We start from the raw sequence: 16182 nt of genomic DNA on the forward strand, positions 1-16182 counted from the left end.
CTACGTAAAACAAACCCTGAGAAGGGATAATAGTCCGTTTACATCCACCGGTTTCGTGACGTAGTACGTCGCCCCCGCTTCCATACACTTTTCTCGATCTCCTTTCATCGCCTTTGCAGTGAGTGCAAAAATGGGCAAATTCCGGAAAGTAGATAGAGAACGGATCGTTCGGATCGCCTCATATCCGTCCATATCCGGCATCATGACGTCCATAAGAACGATCTCTACGTCGTTCATCCTCTGTAAAATGTCGATTCCGTTCTTAGCGCTTTCCGCATATACGATTCTCATCTTACTTTGCTCCAACATGCTTGTCAAAGCGAAAATATTACGTACGTCGTCGTCAACTATCAAAACTTTATGATTTTCTAAAATATCTTTTAAATTCTCCCTTTTATGCGAGTCTTCCATTCCTTCTAATTCCGAAGGTTCGGAGGAAGAGAGATGCAAAAATACGTGTAGAGCGTTATTCAACTGTCCTCTGCTCTCCACCTCGACCAAAGCCGTTTGACTCTTCAGATTCCGAATCAAATCCCTCTTTTCTAGATCCGCATTCCCGTTTTTGTACAAAACTACTGGCACAGGCTTGATTTCGGACTCCCAGATCGTGCGGATCGAATTCGATTCTTCGTCGAGCAAATCGGACAGAACGACCAGGCAATCTAGATCCTCCCTTCTGCCCGTTCGAATCGCATCCTCGAGATTGTCGGCGAATTTTACGGTAACACCTCTCGATTCCAAGGTAGTCCTGCATTCTTCTAAAATTTCGTTCCTTCCGGTAAAAACGACCGTCTTCGATTTTTTTGCGGAATAATTTCTGATCTTGTCCAGTACCTCGACGATGGAAGTCGGATCCGGCGGTTCTCCGATTTGCACGAAAGCGCCCATTCTATATCCTTTCCAACGATCGGATTGATTGGATACTACGCACACGGGAATTCTTCTGGATTCGCTCCTTTGTTTCAACGCGTCCAAAACGATCCAGTTGTCCAGCTCTCCGCTTTGTAGATCCAAAAAAATCCCGCAGATCGAGGGAGAACGCAACAGATCGCGACCGCTTTCCCAGTCCGGGCAAACGATCGCTTTCCAACCTCTCTCGGAAACGGATTCGAAGAGTAGACTCGCACTGGATTCCTTATCGCAGAAAATCAGAATTTCTGAATCCGTTTCCACAAGGGATTTCTCCTCCGAAAGGACGGATATTCCCGCAGAACTCGCCTTGGCCGAAGGAATCGTGTTGGAAAAGCCGTCGGAAATTCCCTTTTTATCCTTTTCTCCGACTCTTCCATGCCGAGCCCAGACGTCTTCCGGCTTCAGATATTCGGATTCGTTAAACCCTTCGTCGGATGGGAAGTATTCTACCGGAAGATAAAGGGTAAATGTACTTCCGACTCCGGCTTGACTGGTCAATTTCAGCTCTCCTCCAAGGAGCTTCGTGATTTCCTTGCTGATGGAAAGTCCCAACCCGGTACCTCCGTATTTCCGGCTAGTGCTTCCATCCGCTTGGCGGAATGCTTCGAATATGACGCTCTGTTTTTCCGCCGGGATTCCTATCCCGGTATCGATCACGGAAAAAGCGATCCTGGTCTCCGCCGTATGGACGTAGGAGAATTTTCTTCCCACTTTGGAAGGAAAGATTCGAAGAGTTACGCTTCCTTTAGGAGTGAACTTGAAGGCGTTCGAGAGCAAATTCCTTAAGATTTGTTGCAGCTTATGCAAGTCCGTAATCATTCCGTTGGGTAATTCGGAATTCAGATCCACCTGAAATTCCAAACCGCGATTCTTCGCGGTTTCCCGGAAAGAACGCTCGAGATAGTCCGCCAATCCCATAAAGGAAACGGTATCCAAATCCACGCTCATCTTACCGGACTCTATCTTAGAAAGGTCCAGAATATCGTTGATGAGCTGTAACAAATCGTTTCCCGAAGCATTGATCGTACGGGCAAATTCGATCTGTTTTGTGGACAGACTCTCCGACTCGTTGTCGGAAAGCAATTTGGACAGGATGAGTATGTTATTCAAAGGAGTCCTAAGCTCGTGGGACATGTTCGCCAAAAATTCGGATTTGTACCGGGAAGTCAGCGCCAACTGCCTGGCTTTTTCTTCCAAGGAGAAACGGGCTTGCTCCACCTCGCTGTTCTTTTGCTCCACTTCGTCGTTTTGATTCGCGAGAAGTCTGGCTTTCTCCTCCAATTCCTCGTTTTTCTCCTGGAGTTTTTCCCTTTGTTCTTTTAAAAGATCTTCCGAAGCCTTCAGGGATTTTGCCTGGTCCTCCAATCGGGCATTCGTGTTGGTCAATTCCTGTTGACGTCCCTGCAATTCCTCGGTCAAAGTTTGAGACTGAATGAGCAGTTCCTCGGTTCTCATACTCGCCGCGATCGTGTTTAATACGATCCCGATACTCTCCGTAAGCTGGTCCAAAAAACTCAAGTGAATCGGAGTAAAACTTTGGAAAGAAGCCAACTCGATGATCGCCTTTACTTCTCCTTCGAACAATACCGGCAGAACTACGATGTTCAGCGGGGAAGATTCCCCCAAAGCGGAGCTGACTTTGATATAATCGGCGGGGACCTGGGTCAATAGGATCCTTTCCTTTTCCAGAAAACATTGGCCGACCAATCCCTCTCCCGGTTTGAATCGATTGGACACGTATTTCCTTTCCTGGTACGCGTAACTAGCCAGCAATTTCAAGGAATACTCGCTTTCCATCGTTTCCGTAATGAAGAAGGCTCCGTGTTGCACGGAAACCAGCGGAGCCAATTCGGATAGAATCAACTTACTTACGTTCACTAAATTTCTTTGGCCTTGCAATAACTGCGTAAATTTCGCTAAGTTCGTCTTCAACCAGTCCTGCTCCGTATTGATCCTGGTCGTCTCCCTTAGGTTTCGGATCATCTCGTTGATGTTATCCGATAGAGCCGCAACTTCTCCGGCGGCCTTGACCGTTACCGATCTGGACAAATCCCCTTTCGTTACCCCTGTGGCCACTTCCGCGATCGCACGCACCTGAGTGGTCAAGTTACTTGCAAGCTGGTTCACGTTGTCGGTCAAATCCCTCCAAAGTCCGGCAGCCCCCGGAACACTTGCCTGACCGCCTAACTTTCCTTCGATTCCCACCTCCCGGGCAACCGTGGTCACCTGGTCTCCGAACAATCCCAAAGTGTCGATCATGTCGTTGATCGTATCCGACAATTCCGCGATTTCCCCTTTGGCCTCCATATATAATTTTTTCTTTAAGTCCCCGTTTGCGACGGACGTTACCACTTCGGCGATTCCCCGCACCTGAGTGGTCAAATTGTTTGCCATGAAGTTCACGCTGTCCGTAAGGTCCTTCCAAGTCCCCGCGACTCCACGAACGTCCGCTTGTCCTCCCAGCTTTCCTTCCGTTCCCACCTCCCGGGCAACACGGGTCACCTCCGATGCAAACGAATTCAACTGGTCCACCATCGTGTTGATCGTGTCCTTCAACTCTAGGATCTCTCCCTTCACGTCCACTGTGATCTTCTTGGACAAGTCACCGGTTGCGACCGCAGTCGTAACCTCGGCGATGTTTCGTACTTGGCCCGTCAGGTTGGAAGCCATGAAGTTCACGCTGTCCGTAAGGTCCTTCCAAGTTCCCGCGACTCCACGAACGTCCGCTTGCCCACCTAGCTTTCCTTCCGTTCCCACTTCCCGAGCAACGCGGGTCACCTCCGATGCAAACGAATTCAACTGGTCGACCATCGTGTTGATCGTATCCTTCAACTCTAGGATCTCTCCCTTCACGTCCACTGTGATCTTCTTGGATAAGTCCCCAGTTGCCACCGCAGTCGTTACTTCGGCGATGTTCCTCACTTGGCCCGTCAGGTTGGAAGCCATGGAATTCACACTGTCCGTAAGGTCCTTCCAAGTCCCCGCGACTCCGCGAACGTCCGCTTGCCCGCCGAGTTCCCCTTCCGTTCCCACCTCCCGAGCAACACGGGTCACCTCCGATGCGAAGGAATTCAACTGGTCCACCATCGTATTGATTGTGTCCTTCAAAGCGAGGATCTCTCCTTTGACGTCCACTGTGATCTTCTTCGATAAGTCCCCTCGCGCCACAGCGGTCGTAACCTCGGCGATGTTCCTCACCTGGCCCGTCAGGTTGGAAGCCATGGAATTCACACTGTCCGTGAGATCCTTCCAAGTTCCCGCCACTCCACGAACATCCGCTTGTCCGCCCAGCTTTCCTTCCGTTCCCACCTCTCGAGCAACACGAGTCACCTCCGATGCAAACGAATTCAACTGGTCCACCATCGTGTTGATCGTATTTTTGAGTTCTAGGATTTCTCCCTTCACGTCCACCGTGATCTTCTTGGACAAGTCCCCTCGTGCTACCGCCTTGGTCACTTCCGCGATATCCCTCACCTGACCTGTTAGGTTTCCGGCCATGGAGTTCACACTGTCCGTAAGATCCTTCCAAGTCCCCGCGACTCCACGAACATCCGCTTGTCCGCCTAGCTTTCCTTCCGTTCCCACTTCTCGAGCAACACGGGTCACCTCCGAAGCAAGAGAATTCAACTGGTCCACCATCGTGTTGATCGTATTTTTGAGTTCTAGGATCTCTCCCTTCACGTCCACTGTGATCTTCTTGGAAAGGTCTCCCGTAGCGACCGCTTTAGTCACTTCCGCGATATCCCTCACTTGACCCGTCAGGTTGGAAGCCATGGAGTTCACACTGTCCGTAAGGTCCTTCCAAGTCCCCGCGACTCCACGAACATCCGCTTGTCCTCCCAGCTTTCCTTCCGTTCCCACCTCCCGGGCAACACGGGTCACCTCCGATGCAAACGAATTCAACTGGTCCACCATCGTGTTCACGATTTTTGCCGTTCTCAAAAATTCCCCTTTTAGAGGTTTCCCGTCTATCGCAAGCGACATGTTTTGGGAAAGGTCCCCGCCGGCTACGGCGCCGATCACTCGAGTCACTTCCGTATTCGGTTGAACTAGATTGCCGATCAGAACGTTGACGGAATTCATGCAAGCCGCCCATGATCCCCGAGCGGAAACGGAATTGATCCTTTGAGAAATCTTTCCTTCCTGTCCTACCTCGTTTCCGATTCGCTCGAATTCCTTTACCATCCTGTCGTTTTGATCTATGATATCGTTTAACAAATCCGCGATCTTACCCGCGATTCCTACGTTATCGACAGGCATGCGACGGGAAAGATCCCCTCGCTTTAAAGCGGAAAGGACTTCCAATAACTGTTTCAGATTTAAAGTTTCGTTACCGGTTGTTTCGATGGTTTTCGTACTAGCCATATAATCTCCGTTGATTCGAAGAAACCGAGAGAATCTATTAAACACCTTTAATGGAGAAATGAAAAGAAAAAAAGGGGCCGACGCCCAAAAAGAACGTTTCTTCGCCTAATTCATATTATATGATCCGTTTTGTGTAGCAACGAATACGACACAACGTCGAATGTCGGTTTGGCCGGAACTAAGGAATTCGAACTACTATTGGATCAACCCCTGATCAAAGGCATAAAATACCAGTTCCTGAGTGGATTTTAAATTCATTTTGGCAAGGATGCGACCTCTATACGTATGAACCGTGCTGATGCTCAACTCTAACTCGGACGAAATATCCCGTACGCTCTTTCCTTTAATCAGCATGAACATGATCTGAAATTCCCGATTAGAAAGGGATTCGTGCGACATTTTGTCTTGAGGCCGGGACATTTCCCGGATGATGGTTTCCGCGGTCGCCTGACTGATGTATCTTTCCCCGGAAAAAACCTTTCGGATCGCCGAGATCAATTCCTCCGCCGCGCTCGCTTTGGAAAGGTATCCGGCGGCTCCTGATTTCAAGGCCCTGACTGCGAACCTTTCCTCTGAATACACGCTTAACACCAGAACGAACGTGTTAGGGGAAAGTTCCTGTACGGATTGGATCGCATCCAGACCGCTCATGTCGGGCAGGTTGATATCCAAAATCACGACATTCGGTTTTTGACGATCCAGAAAATCCAAAACCTGCTGCCCTCGTTCCGCTTCGAAAACGACGGATATATCGCTTTCGGTTTCCAAGACTTTTTTCAGTCCTTCCCGGATCAACGCGTGATCGTCCGCCAAAACCACAGAAATCATATTTAAAGCCTCCCTTCCTTTTTTTCCAAAGGAACCTTCGCGGAAATCGTAGTGCCGCCGCCGTGCTCGGAGCGAATCTTCAATTCCCCACCCAAAAAGATCGCGCGCTCTCGCATCCCGATCAGCCCCAACGATTTCGAGCTGACTATATCCGTTTCCGAGATACCTACTCCATTATCACTGATCGTTAATACCACGTCGCATTCGGATCCTTCGACCGATACCTTTACTCGAGAGGCTCCCGAATGGCGTGCAACGTTCGTCAATGTTTCCTGAAAAATACGGAACAGTGCCACGGAAATGTCCTTGTCGAACTTCTCCTCGCTTCCCTTCCTCTCGACGCTTAAAAAAATTCCCGTCCTATCCTGAAAATCCCTGCCGAACCAACGGATCCCTTCCAAAAACCCGAGGTCCTCTAAAACTAAGGGCCGTAGTTCCGTCGCGATCCTTCTAACGGAACCTATAGCCGCCTCGACGATGCCGTCCATGGATTTCAATTCTCGGGAAATGCGGGCGCTTTCTTTTGCGTCGTTCGATAGATTGGCACGGAGAAGAGAGAGATCTATCTTTAAGGCGGTAAGCAATTGTCCGAGCTCGTCGTGGACTTCCCTGGAAATTTTGATCCTCTCGTCTTCCCTAGCATCCTGTAATCGCGCGGATAATGCCCTCAACTGCTCCCTGGAACTGCGGAGCTCCTCTTCACCTAACTTTTGCTTGGTGATATCGATCATCACTCCGATCAACTTGGGAAAAATCCCCTTTTCCTTCACTGCTCGGACGATATTTCGGAACCAAAGTACCCTCCCGTCCTGCGCGAGAATGCGAAAGATGATTTCGACGGAATCCCCTTCCGAAAGGGATTCCAAGCAGTGAACGACTTTCTTCCGATCGGCCGGGTACAGCCGGGAAAGCCAGGAAAGATCATCCCCCGTCCAACGTACGGACCGGAAACCCAGGAGCCCTTCCGCTTCACGACTCAAGTAACCGATACGCAAAGGTTTACCTTCCCCCTCCCAGAAAATCGCATGTACCTGCTCCACAAATTTTCTATAATGCGATTCCGCTTCCCTTAACAACTCTTCCGATTCGCATCTTTCGAAAACGCGCCCGATTTGGGAGCAGACGTTAAAAAGAGCTTCGATCAGAGAGGCTTCCGGAGCCGACGCCGAAAACAGAAATTCTAGGACACCCACCACCCGCTTCCTGACTCGGATCGGGATCACATAGGCCGACTTCACGCTCGTCTTTCCTACGGAGAGGATCCGAGCGAAATGAGGGTCTTCCCGTAGATCTTCGACCCAAAGAGGTTTTCCCTCCCTTGCCGCTCTCTTTGCAATCGATTCGAATTCCGAATTTCTGTCGTGTTCGAGAACTGCCCTTAAGTCGTTCGGAAAATCCTTCTCCCTCGAATACCAGACTGAAACAGGTTCGAATTCTCCGTTCCGATTCAATACATATCCCCGACCCAATTCCCAATTCGCGATCCTACAAATCCGATCTATTGCGAATTGAAGCAAGGATTCAGGGTCGGACGTCTCGTTTGCAGCGGTAGCGACCTGCTGTAGTAGATTCAACAGGGAAATCTTATGCAGAAGTTCTTCGGCAAAGAACTCGTCGTTCGGTCTGTATTCATTGCCGACTTCGGAGAGAAGAGAAAAACGTTTCATGAGGAAACCATGAATCCTCATGAATAATACGAATTTGTAATTCGGATTTCAATCCGTTTTTATGCGAAAATGGAATGAACCGGGAGTTATTTTCTAATTTGAGGGGAAAAAGAGAGCAATTTCGCCGAACGCAAAATAACCGGAAGAGTCGGAGATTTCGTTCTGGTTTTTAAAGAGTCCGGCAAGAGAACTCATTCCTCCAGCCGACGTTCCGATAAAGGAATAGTTCGCGGAAGCTGCACCGGAAAAAGGTAACCCGAGGAAACCGGCGCTTAGAAAAACGTATGTTTTTCCGACAGAACTAGAGAAACCGTTCGCGGCGACCGATAAATCCGCAAATCCGTCCGCATTTCTGTCTTCCAACAATACGGGATTTCCGAACGTGTTGGAAGCGGATTCTCCGAGAATGACGGTAGCGGCGGTGGTGGAGACTCCTCCGGAACCTTGCCCCATAAATACGTAGGCTGCTCCGGTCGAAGAAGAGACCCCGTTCGCTCCCACGGCGAGATCCAATAAACCGTCACCGTTTACATCGCCTGTACTAAGGGACACGCCGAACGTATCTCCGCTATTGACTCCGTTCAGAAAAACATTGGCACTCGTCGCCACCGACGCCGTAACTCCTCCGGAACCGGAAGAGTGAAAGATGTAAACTTTGCCGGTATAAGTGTTAGTATAGCGTGTCGCGCCGACCTGCAAGTCTCCATATCCATCCCCGTTGAGATCTGCGATATTAACCGAGATTCCGAAATCGTTATACGAAGTCTCTCCCGGAATGGAAGTATTGGCGCCTCCGGCTGCAGTAGCGGTGATACCGCCCGCGCCGGAACTATGAAACACGAATACTTGTCCGGCAGAGGTCGAAACCATATTTCCCCCCACCGCTAGATCCGCATAACCGTCTCCGTTAATATCCCCCAAAGCGACCGAAGCGCCGAAATTGCTGGATGCGACTCCAGTAATAGTAGCATTCGCGCTGGCCGAACTTGCGGCAACGATCCCGGAAGAACCTGAGCTTTGAAAGACGAATGCCTGGCCTGTCGACGCTGAATAAGCGTAGGCGCCTACGCCTAGATCCTCGTACCCGTCTCCGTTCACGTCCGCGATTGTCAAAGAATAACCGAATAAAGCGCCTCCAGGACCGGCGATCGCGGTGTTGGCGCTGGAAACGCTCGTAGCGGTGATGCCTGCCGAACCGGTACTATGAAATATATAGACATATCCGGTACCGCCGCCGGTAATTCCGTTCGCGGCTACGATGATATCCGCATAACCGTCTCCGTTAATATCTCCCAAAGCGAGAGCGTTTCCGAAATACGAATTTGCCCCGGATCCCGTAATCGTTACATTTGCCTGCGCCGCGGTAGAACCGGTGAAAGGGGCCGTACCGGTTCCATAAAACACGTACACCTGTCCCAAATTTCCGGAATACAAAGATGCCCCTGCCAGAATATCCACAAAGCCGTCTCCGTTGATATCCTTATTCGTTCCTTTTTGTACGCTCTGGCTCAAATTCGCGACGATGTTCCCTGAAAGGTCCACGCTCCGTATTTGGATGGAATGGATACTCCCTTTTTTCCAAAGCGATCCTCCCGTAGGAAGTTGGAATCGCCAAGAATTCGTTCCGATGGCAGGCGAGAACGAACCGCCGTCCAGGCTGACCTCTACCCTGTTCAAAGAACCCACCGCCGTTCCGACCAAAAAACCGGATTGCAATAGAGCGTTATTCGCTTTCGGAAGATTTAAGATGTGTATCCCGTTTCCGGTCAAGGTTGCGATGCAGACCGGGTTGATTAGGCAGGTATCCCACCATGCTTTCGAATATAGAATGCCGGGATTATAGGTGGTCTTGATCGCACAGGAATTCAATAAGAGTAGAAAAAGAACAACTCGTAAACGACGCATCCGCACTTCCATTCGATAAACTTATGGAAAATAATTTTTTGCGAACGAAATAGATCAATTCAAATAAAGGGGAAACGAAGTTTCTCTCCAGAGAGCCCCATTTTGCCGGACGAGTCTACATCAAGGACAGGACATTCCGGTGGCTTGGGAGTTGACGTTACTAGCGGTTTTGGTATAGGCGGTCATACTGCTTTGGGTCATCGTCAAGGTCAGAGTATAAGTCCCGCTGCCGCCGGCGCTAGATCCCCAATCCCTGCCTACCGCAATCCGGTACGTTCCAAGAGTAGAAAGCGCCTGAGAAATCGTCACCGATTGATTTTGGTTCGCATTCGTGGGAGGAGATGGGCAAGTATGATCGGTCGTGGCTCCGTTCAATAGGTTCGTGCCGCTTAGGGCCACCCCAGGAGCATACACGGCCAATCGAACGACGGAAGTTCCCGTCACTGCTGTTACGGCGATCGAGAGAGTGTCCGCCGCGGTAACCGGCACATCATACACGTTTTCACAGTTCGGATAAGAGGCAAGAATACAGGTCCAAGAATCGCTGAGCGATTGAGTACTCACCGGAATCGCAGCAGCAGTTCCTGCGCTAGCCGCAGCTGCCTGGATCAAAGAAAGCGCTTGGCTAAGCATCATTCCGCTTGCCTGAGAGGTATCTACGGAAATTTTTTGAGCGTTATTGCAATTCCAGACCAAAATTGGCAGAGCAAAAAAAACCAGTTTTTTCCATGCATTGCCCATAAGCACCCCTCTAAGGACAGATTTGCAAACAGTTCGTTCACAAATCAATAATAAATTTATTTCCAAAAATCCCTTTTACACGCCCGCCAAAATTACAGTCCGACGAGGATCTTTCCAGAGAGATCCTCCGTAATTCTTCGGTACCGGAAGTAGTAAAACCTCCGTACTCTTCAGGATAGTATAACAAACGACTTCCGGAATCTTGACGAAGAAATCCGCATTGGTTTCTTTTTTTTTCGATGCGATTCCGCCTACCCCAGGTCGTCAGGATTGGATCAAAGAAATCGCCGTATCCTGGTCGAGAACGCAGTAGCAGATATAAGGTTTATGCTGAGTCGCCAAATACGCTTCCACCGTCGAAAAGAAATCCTTCCAAGGAGGATCCGTCCAAGTGGAATTGATGACGGTGCATCCTGCACTTGCCTTGTCCACGAATTTGGAAGTACTACTCTTTGCATGGATGTCCACTGCAAGGAAATCGGTTTGTTTACTGGCAATCGGTTCGTCTTTCCATTGGAACCAAGGTTTATCGGAAGAATGAGGCTCGTACCTGTTGACGGTAACCTTGGAATACTGAGTCAGAGCCTGGTGTCCTCGATGGATTCCGACCTTATACTTGTAGATCCCCTGAGCGATCCTTGCGGTCCCGTTAATGTTCATCGGATGCTGGAGCCAATACAAGCCGGGATCGAATCTTCGTTTCCTCGAAAGCGCTAGAAGTAATCCGCTACGAATCTAGAATCTAGAGATTCTGCCATTACTTTTCCATAATTTACGAACCGGTCTATATACTGCACGTTATCCAATTCGTTTTCTTTTTCCTGCAAGAGAATATCGAATCGTTTGAATTTGAACGAGTCGTTTACCCCGGCGATATACTTCGCAGCAAGAACCTGACCGATCGTGGATTCGGTCCTCGCCTCGAACGGATAGTCAACGATCTGTTCCATAAAATTCTCTTTGGAAGCCGTTTCGTAAGGAACGGATATGTCTAGATTTCCGGTTCCTAAAGACAGAAGAAAGGTTCCTTCCTTCCACCAATTTTTGGCGGCGATTTCGGACAAAATAAAATGAATCGTATTATTGTTCACCCCCTGCCCTCCGTCCTGGAACACTCCCCCTTTACCCGCTTTTTTCGTACCATCGGGCAAGTAGGCCGTCCATTGGTAATCCGGGACGTTGATTTTTCCGAAATAATACGCCGCGGAAAGAGCCGACCAAGAGATGACTTCCCATAGCTTCATCCCACCGTCGTAATCCTCCCAGGATTTTAAAAAATGCGTCCGTTTGGAACAAAGGTTAAACGACGTAGCCATGAAATGTGTTTTTACATCCTTCATCGACAGCGATTCCAACGGCAATCCCGCCGAGGTGGTCGTATTCTTGATCTGCTCGATGAAAGGATTCCGATCGTACTTCGCCCTCAGCCAGTTTCCTGGGTTCCATCGAGTCCTGGGCGTAAACAAGTCGGCTCCCTTTTTAATGTAAAAATCCGCGATCGTCGTAGCAGGAACCCCGGTCGCTTTCCATTATAAATTCGTAGAACATTCAATTTTTATCGCGTTTTTTGACAATTAAGAATCGATGTCATTCCGTCAAAAATAAGGGACGATTCCTTTCGATCGGACACAAAATAGGAAATTTTACACAGAATCGGAATTAGGAAATATATTTACACGGAATTCGATACGGGCTAGATTGCTTTTCGTTTTATTCCGCTTTGAATCCGCGGCAGACTCATGTTTCTATCCAAAATAGCGAATATATACAGAAATCAGGACTATTTAACGTCCAAAAAAGCCCAACACATATTCGTATTGAACGTTTGCACGATTCTACTGAGCATTTTCGCGACCGCACTTTACTGGAGCAAAGGTCTCAGACCGGGCTACGTAATTATATTCTCCTCTTCCTTGATTTCCGCCCTGTTGATCTTGAGAAAAAGGTTCGGCTGGGCGGTAAAAGTGAATCTATTCTTCGGTCTGGTGTCCGTAACCGCGGGATGGTTCTTCGGAGCGAAGGAAGGGAACGTGATCTTCTCCATCTCCACGTTGATCATCGTATTTCTGTATCTCTCGAATATCAGAATGACGATTTTGGTTTCCGTTTATTGTTTCTGCCTCTTACTTTTACGTCCTCTATTAACCGACCATCCGAATTTTGCCAACCTGATCTCTTTTTCGGATACTCTGGTGATGTATTCCACCTTCGCGATTATTTCCATTCTTACGGTTCACGTGATCCAGGTTTATATCCGGGAAAAGGATCTTTTGATCCAGGAAGTCCATCATCGAGTCCGGAACAACCTACAGATACTTTCCGGATTAGTGGAACTGCAAAAAAACGAAGTGTCCGAAGAGACTTTCTCTCATCTCGTGGAATTCCAGGACCGGATCTCCGCCCTCGCCAAAGTCCATGATCTCGTCTACCAATCGGAGAATTATTTGAGGGTGGATTGCGAATTAGTGCTCGAGGAGATCTCGTCTCGTTTGACTGCGGAAACCCCGAAGAAGATCTTGTTCTACCCGAAATGGAAGGAAGTGAATCTATCGATCGACTTGGCGCTTCCATTGTCCTTGGTATTCAACGAAATCGTTCTGACTGCGATCCATAGGGATCCAAGCCCCCACCTACCTTCCCAAATGACCGTAGGTTGGGAAAGAACGGATTCGAAAGTGCGAATCTCTTTCATCGACTCGGTCGGAGGATTGGGAAAAGCGGACAGGGAAGCTGCGAGTCATGCTGGTTCTATCTTGATCGACATCCTGACAAGACAATTGAAAGGAAAGGTGGAAACTCTGGACAACTCCGGAAAAATGATGGTCCTGGAATTTCCCGTCGGTGTCATTTAAGTTCGTTTATTAAAGACACATCCGAAGAAAAAGAGAACGATCCTCCGATTGTCATGTAGTAAATAAATTTTATATTGACAATCCGTCGGTATTGTTTAATTAAACCGGGCTCCGCAAAACCGATCTTGCAGCTTGGAATTTCCGAATGGGTCAGAATCAGATATGCCGGTACTTATTTGTAATATATCTATTCTTCCTCTCTACGACTACAAACGCGCAAAGCATATTAGAACACGTTTATGTAGGACAGTTTCTCTCTTACGATTCGAAATTAGAACCGGAAATCTCCAAAAAGGCGGTCGACCGTTTAAAATCCAGGTTAGAGTCACTCCAGTACTCCGTCGAAATTCTCCCCGCTTCCAGTCCGGAAGAAAATCTAAAAAGAGTTTCGAAAGGGAATCTTTATATTTCCGGGTTTTATAGAAGAGACAAGGCCACCGGAAAACTCGTATTGTACGGTCACATTTACAATTCCGAAAAGGGAATTTTGATCGACGCTTACAACAGTTACAACGAGGTCCAAGGACTGGAGGAAATCAAGGACAGTCTGCCGAAAGACGAAGGGCACCAATCCGACGAAAGCGTATTGGAACAGTTCGTCCAAAAAATCGTTCTATCGATCCGGATCAATAAGAACAAGTTGGAGCGGAGAGAGAACATCAACGAGTACGTACTTTCCAATCCGATCAGTAAGAGATTCAGCTTTCCCGTACAAAAAGAGGATATAAAGAAATCCACGGAGCAGGTCTTTGACCTTTTACAATCGCAAGTGTCGACTGCTTCCACGAAGACGGAAGTACGGACTCACGATGCTCCCGACTTGGTTTCCGTGATTTCCGACAAGGAATTGCTCCAGTTCGGAAGGATCTCCCTCAACGACGTACTCGGGAATCTTCCCGGTTATGCCCCTTCTCAGGATTACGATCGGTCAACGGTCAGTTACAGAGGAATGTTCGAAGGCTGGAATAACAACCACCTTTTGATGCTGGTGGACGGAGTACAATTCAACGATAACCTGTACGGTTCCGCGTATACCTCGGAGATTACTCCGTTGAATATGCTGAAATCCGTCGAGGTAGTTCGCGGACCCGGTTCCGCATTGTACGGAAGTAATGCCATGAACGGGATCATTTCTCTGAACACGATCTCTGGCAAGGACCTAAACGGGGAGATGCAGACACGAGCTAGGGTCGGAACCGGAGGAACTCAGATCTACGATTTCAGAACGGGGAATACGGGAAAATTATTCGATTACGTCCTAAGCTATAATTCCTACCAAACGAACGGAAATAATTACAAGGATTACGACGGCTCCGGTAGAACGGATATCACGGGAGCGAACGCGAAATTTGCGGTTCAAGACGCGAGATCCAACTATTATCTCTTCACAAAATTGGAAGGAAAGGATGCGCTGGAAGGACTCTCCTTCCAATACCATAGACAGTATTGGAACTTTCAAACGGGACACGGATGGCTCTGGGCGATTCCGGATTATAACGGGCCGATGAGCGAATACAGGGACATCGGTTCCATGAAATATAAAAACAAAATCGGTTCCAAGCTGACTCACGAATACGTCCTACAGTACCAAAATCACAGCATCGATTGGAATACGCGTTACGAACCCAACGGAGGATCCGCGGGATTCTATCCCGCCGGAGTCACGGAATATCTGAAAACGAACGGACAAAGTATGTTCGGGCGAGCTCAGCTTACCTACGATCTCGGAAACGCCGGGAGTATCTTGGCAGGGGTGGAAACGACCCGATTTCTATATACCGGAGACAAGAGCCACTATGCGAATGCGAACCTCACGGATGCGGCGGACAGCTACCCCCCTTTTCCGAATAACGCGAACGGAAACCTGGGTCCTTGGCTAGCTTGGATCAAAGATAAGCCCGTCTGGACGGTCGGGGTCTTCGGCCAAATGGTATCGCCCAAATTCTTCTACGATAAACTCCAATTAACGATCGGAGTAAGGAACGACCAAACCGTACAGCACTATCTCGGAATCGACAATCCTTACAGTGGTTTTTTAGGTTTTCCTTATGCTCCACACGCTAAAAGAGTCTTTAGAAAAACCAGCCCGAAAGCCGCCCTCGTATATACGATCACTAGAAATCTGAATTTAAAGCTGATGGGCGGACAAGCCTTCCGGACACCTTCGATCACGGAAATGTTCGGAGCGAATACGTTCTCTCTGGCTTCCAACCCCAGGCAATTGCGGCCGGAAATCGTACGGGATTATGAAGCCGCCATCGACTGGTATCTCAATCAATACGTAAACTTCAGAGTGAACTACTTCATCCGAAATTTCCAGAATCAGATTTTTTATAGCCTACAGAACAATAACCTAAGTACGAACATATACTCTGCGGTGACAAACGGTGCGGAGGCGGAGATAAACTTCACCTATAATCGAATTTCCGGATTTATAAACTACTCTTATGCGCATCGGTTAAGCGAAAAAATGCTGGATAAGACGGTCTCTGCGAGCCAGAACCAGATGACCTGGGCACCCTCCCATATCGCGAATGGAGGGATACGGTACCAGACGGCTAAGTTTGAAGGAAGCATCCAAGCCCACTTTCAAGGGACCGTCTATCGTAGGGCATCGGACTTCGGAACCATCGATACGACCACCGGGATATTGCAATCCGATTCCAGGTTACAATATCCCCAATACCGCCCCAATTACGTGAGGAACTGGACGAATGTGGACGTTCGTATAGCGTATCATCTTACCGAAAAGATCAGCATCGGACTATTCGCGTCCAACCTACTCAATAACCAGCAGAAGCTGATCAAAATAAACAATTTTCCGTTCGATTACTCCAACCAACAAAGGCAGATCCTGGTGGATCTTAACGCTTCGTTTTAAGCGAAGATCCGATTTCCCGGAACAAGCAGAA

9 protein-coding genes are annotated in these 16182 nt (G+C 48.6%); 2 read left to right on the forward strand and 7 right to left on the reverse strand.

Annotated features, from left to right (window positions below; genetic code table 11):
* The 7 genes from EHO60_RS01460 to EHO60_RS01490 form a co-directional block, all read right to left on the reverse strand.
* Positions 1–5277 (reverse strand): HAMP domain-containing protein, encoded by a 5277-nt coding sequence (locus tag EHO60_RS01460; protein ID WP_135766379.1) that lies wholly within the window; start codon positions 5275–5277, stop codon positions 1–3.
* A 195-nt stretch (positions 5278–5472) separates the two neighbouring features.
* Entirely contained in the window at positions 5473–6105 is a 633-nt protein-coding gene (locus EHO60_RS01465; RefSeq protein WP_135766380.1) for a response regulator, read from the reverse strand.
* A gap of 2 nt (positions 6106–6107) precedes the next feature.
* Positions 6108–7772 (reverse strand): ATP-binding protein, encoded by a 1665-nt coding sequence (locus EHO60_RS01470; RefSeq protein WP_167880122.1) that lies wholly within the window; start codon positions 7770–7772, stop codon positions 6108–6110.
* Positions 7773–7865: 93 nt separating this feature from the next.
* The gene (locus tag EHO60_RS01475; RefSeq protein ID WP_167880123.1) at positions 7866–9677 is read right to left on the reverse strand and encodes an FG-GAP-like repeat-containing protein; all 1812 of its coding nucleotides are present in this window, start codon (positions 9675–9677) and stop codon (positions 7866–7868) included.
* A 120-nt stretch (positions 9678–9797) separates the two neighbouring features.
* Positions 9798–10418, reverse strand: a complete 621-nt coding sequence (locus EHO60_RS01480) for a hypothetical protein (RefSeq protein WP_135766383.1) — start codon at positions 10416–10418, stop codon at positions 9798–9800.
* A gap of 264 nt (positions 10419–10682) precedes the next feature.
* Positions 10683–11099 (reverse strand): hypothetical protein, encoded by a 417-nt coding sequence (locus EHO60_RS01485; RefSeq protein ID WP_167880124.1) that lies wholly within the window; start codon positions 11097–11099, stop codon positions 10683–10685.
* A gap of 32 nt (positions 11100–11131) precedes the next feature.
* Entirely contained in the window at positions 11132–11884 is a 753-nt protein-coding gene (locus EHO60_RS01490) for a patatin-like phospholipase domain-containing protein (RefSeq protein WP_210409303.1), read from the reverse strand.
* Between the two features lie 273 nt (positions 11885–12157).
* On the opposite strand from EHO60_RS01490, the gene EHO60_RS01495 reads away from it, so the two are divergent.
* Together EHO60_RS01495 and EHO60_RS01500 are read left to right on the forward strand one after the other, a co-directional pair.
* Positions 12158–13270, forward strand: coding sequence for a sensor histidine kinase (locus tag EHO60_RS01495; RefSeq protein WP_135766385.1), 1113 nt, complete (start codon positions 12158–12160; stop codon positions 13268–13270).
* 145 nt (positions 13271–13415) lie between these two features.
* On the forward strand, positions 13416–16151 hold the full coding sequence (locus tag EHO60_RS01500; protein WP_135766386.1) for a TonB-dependent receptor plug domain-containing protein: 2736 nt from the start codon (positions 13416–13418) through the stop codon (positions 16149–16151).
* The last annotated feature ends 31 nt before the right edge of the window (positions 16152–16182 follow it).

This window comes from Leptospira fletcheri (assembly GCF_004769195.1).
Taxonomy (GTDB): Bacteria; Spirochaetota; Leptospiria; order Leptospirales; family Leptospiraceae; genus Leptospira_B; species Leptospira_B fletcheri.

What these genes read in the sequence shown, in the direction of transcription:
- EHO60_RS01460 (WP_135766379.1), bottom strand. Translation starts at nt 5,277, where the DNA reads ATGGCTAGTACGAAAACCATCGAAACAACCGGTAACGAAACTTTAAAT.
- EHO60_RS01465 (WP_135766380.1), bottom strand. Translation starts at nt 6,105, where the DNA reads ATGATTTCTGTGGTTTTGGCGGACGATCACGCGTTGATCCGGGAAGGA.
- EHO60_RS01495 (WP_135766385.1), top strand. Translation starts at nt 12,158, where the DNA reads ATGTTTCTATCCAAAATAGCGAATATATACAGAAATCAGGACTATTTA.
- EHO60_RS01475 (WP_167880123.1), bottom strand. Translation starts at nt 9,677, where the DNA reads ATGCGTCGTTTACGAGTTGTTCTTTTTCTACTCTTATTGAATTCCTGT.
- EHO60_RS01480 (WP_135766383.1), bottom strand. Translation starts at nt 10,418, where the DNA reads ATGGGCAATGCATGGAAAAAACTGGTTTTTTTTGCTCTGCCAATTTTG.
- EHO60_RS01500 (WP_135766386.1), top strand. Translation starts at nt 13,416, where the DNA reads ATGGGTCAGAATCAGATATGCCGGTACTTATTTGTAATATATCTATTC.
- EHO60_RS01470 (WP_167880122.1), bottom strand. Translation starts at nt 7,772, where the DNA reads ATGAAACGTTTTTCTCTTCTCTCCGAAGTCGGCAATGAATACAGACCG.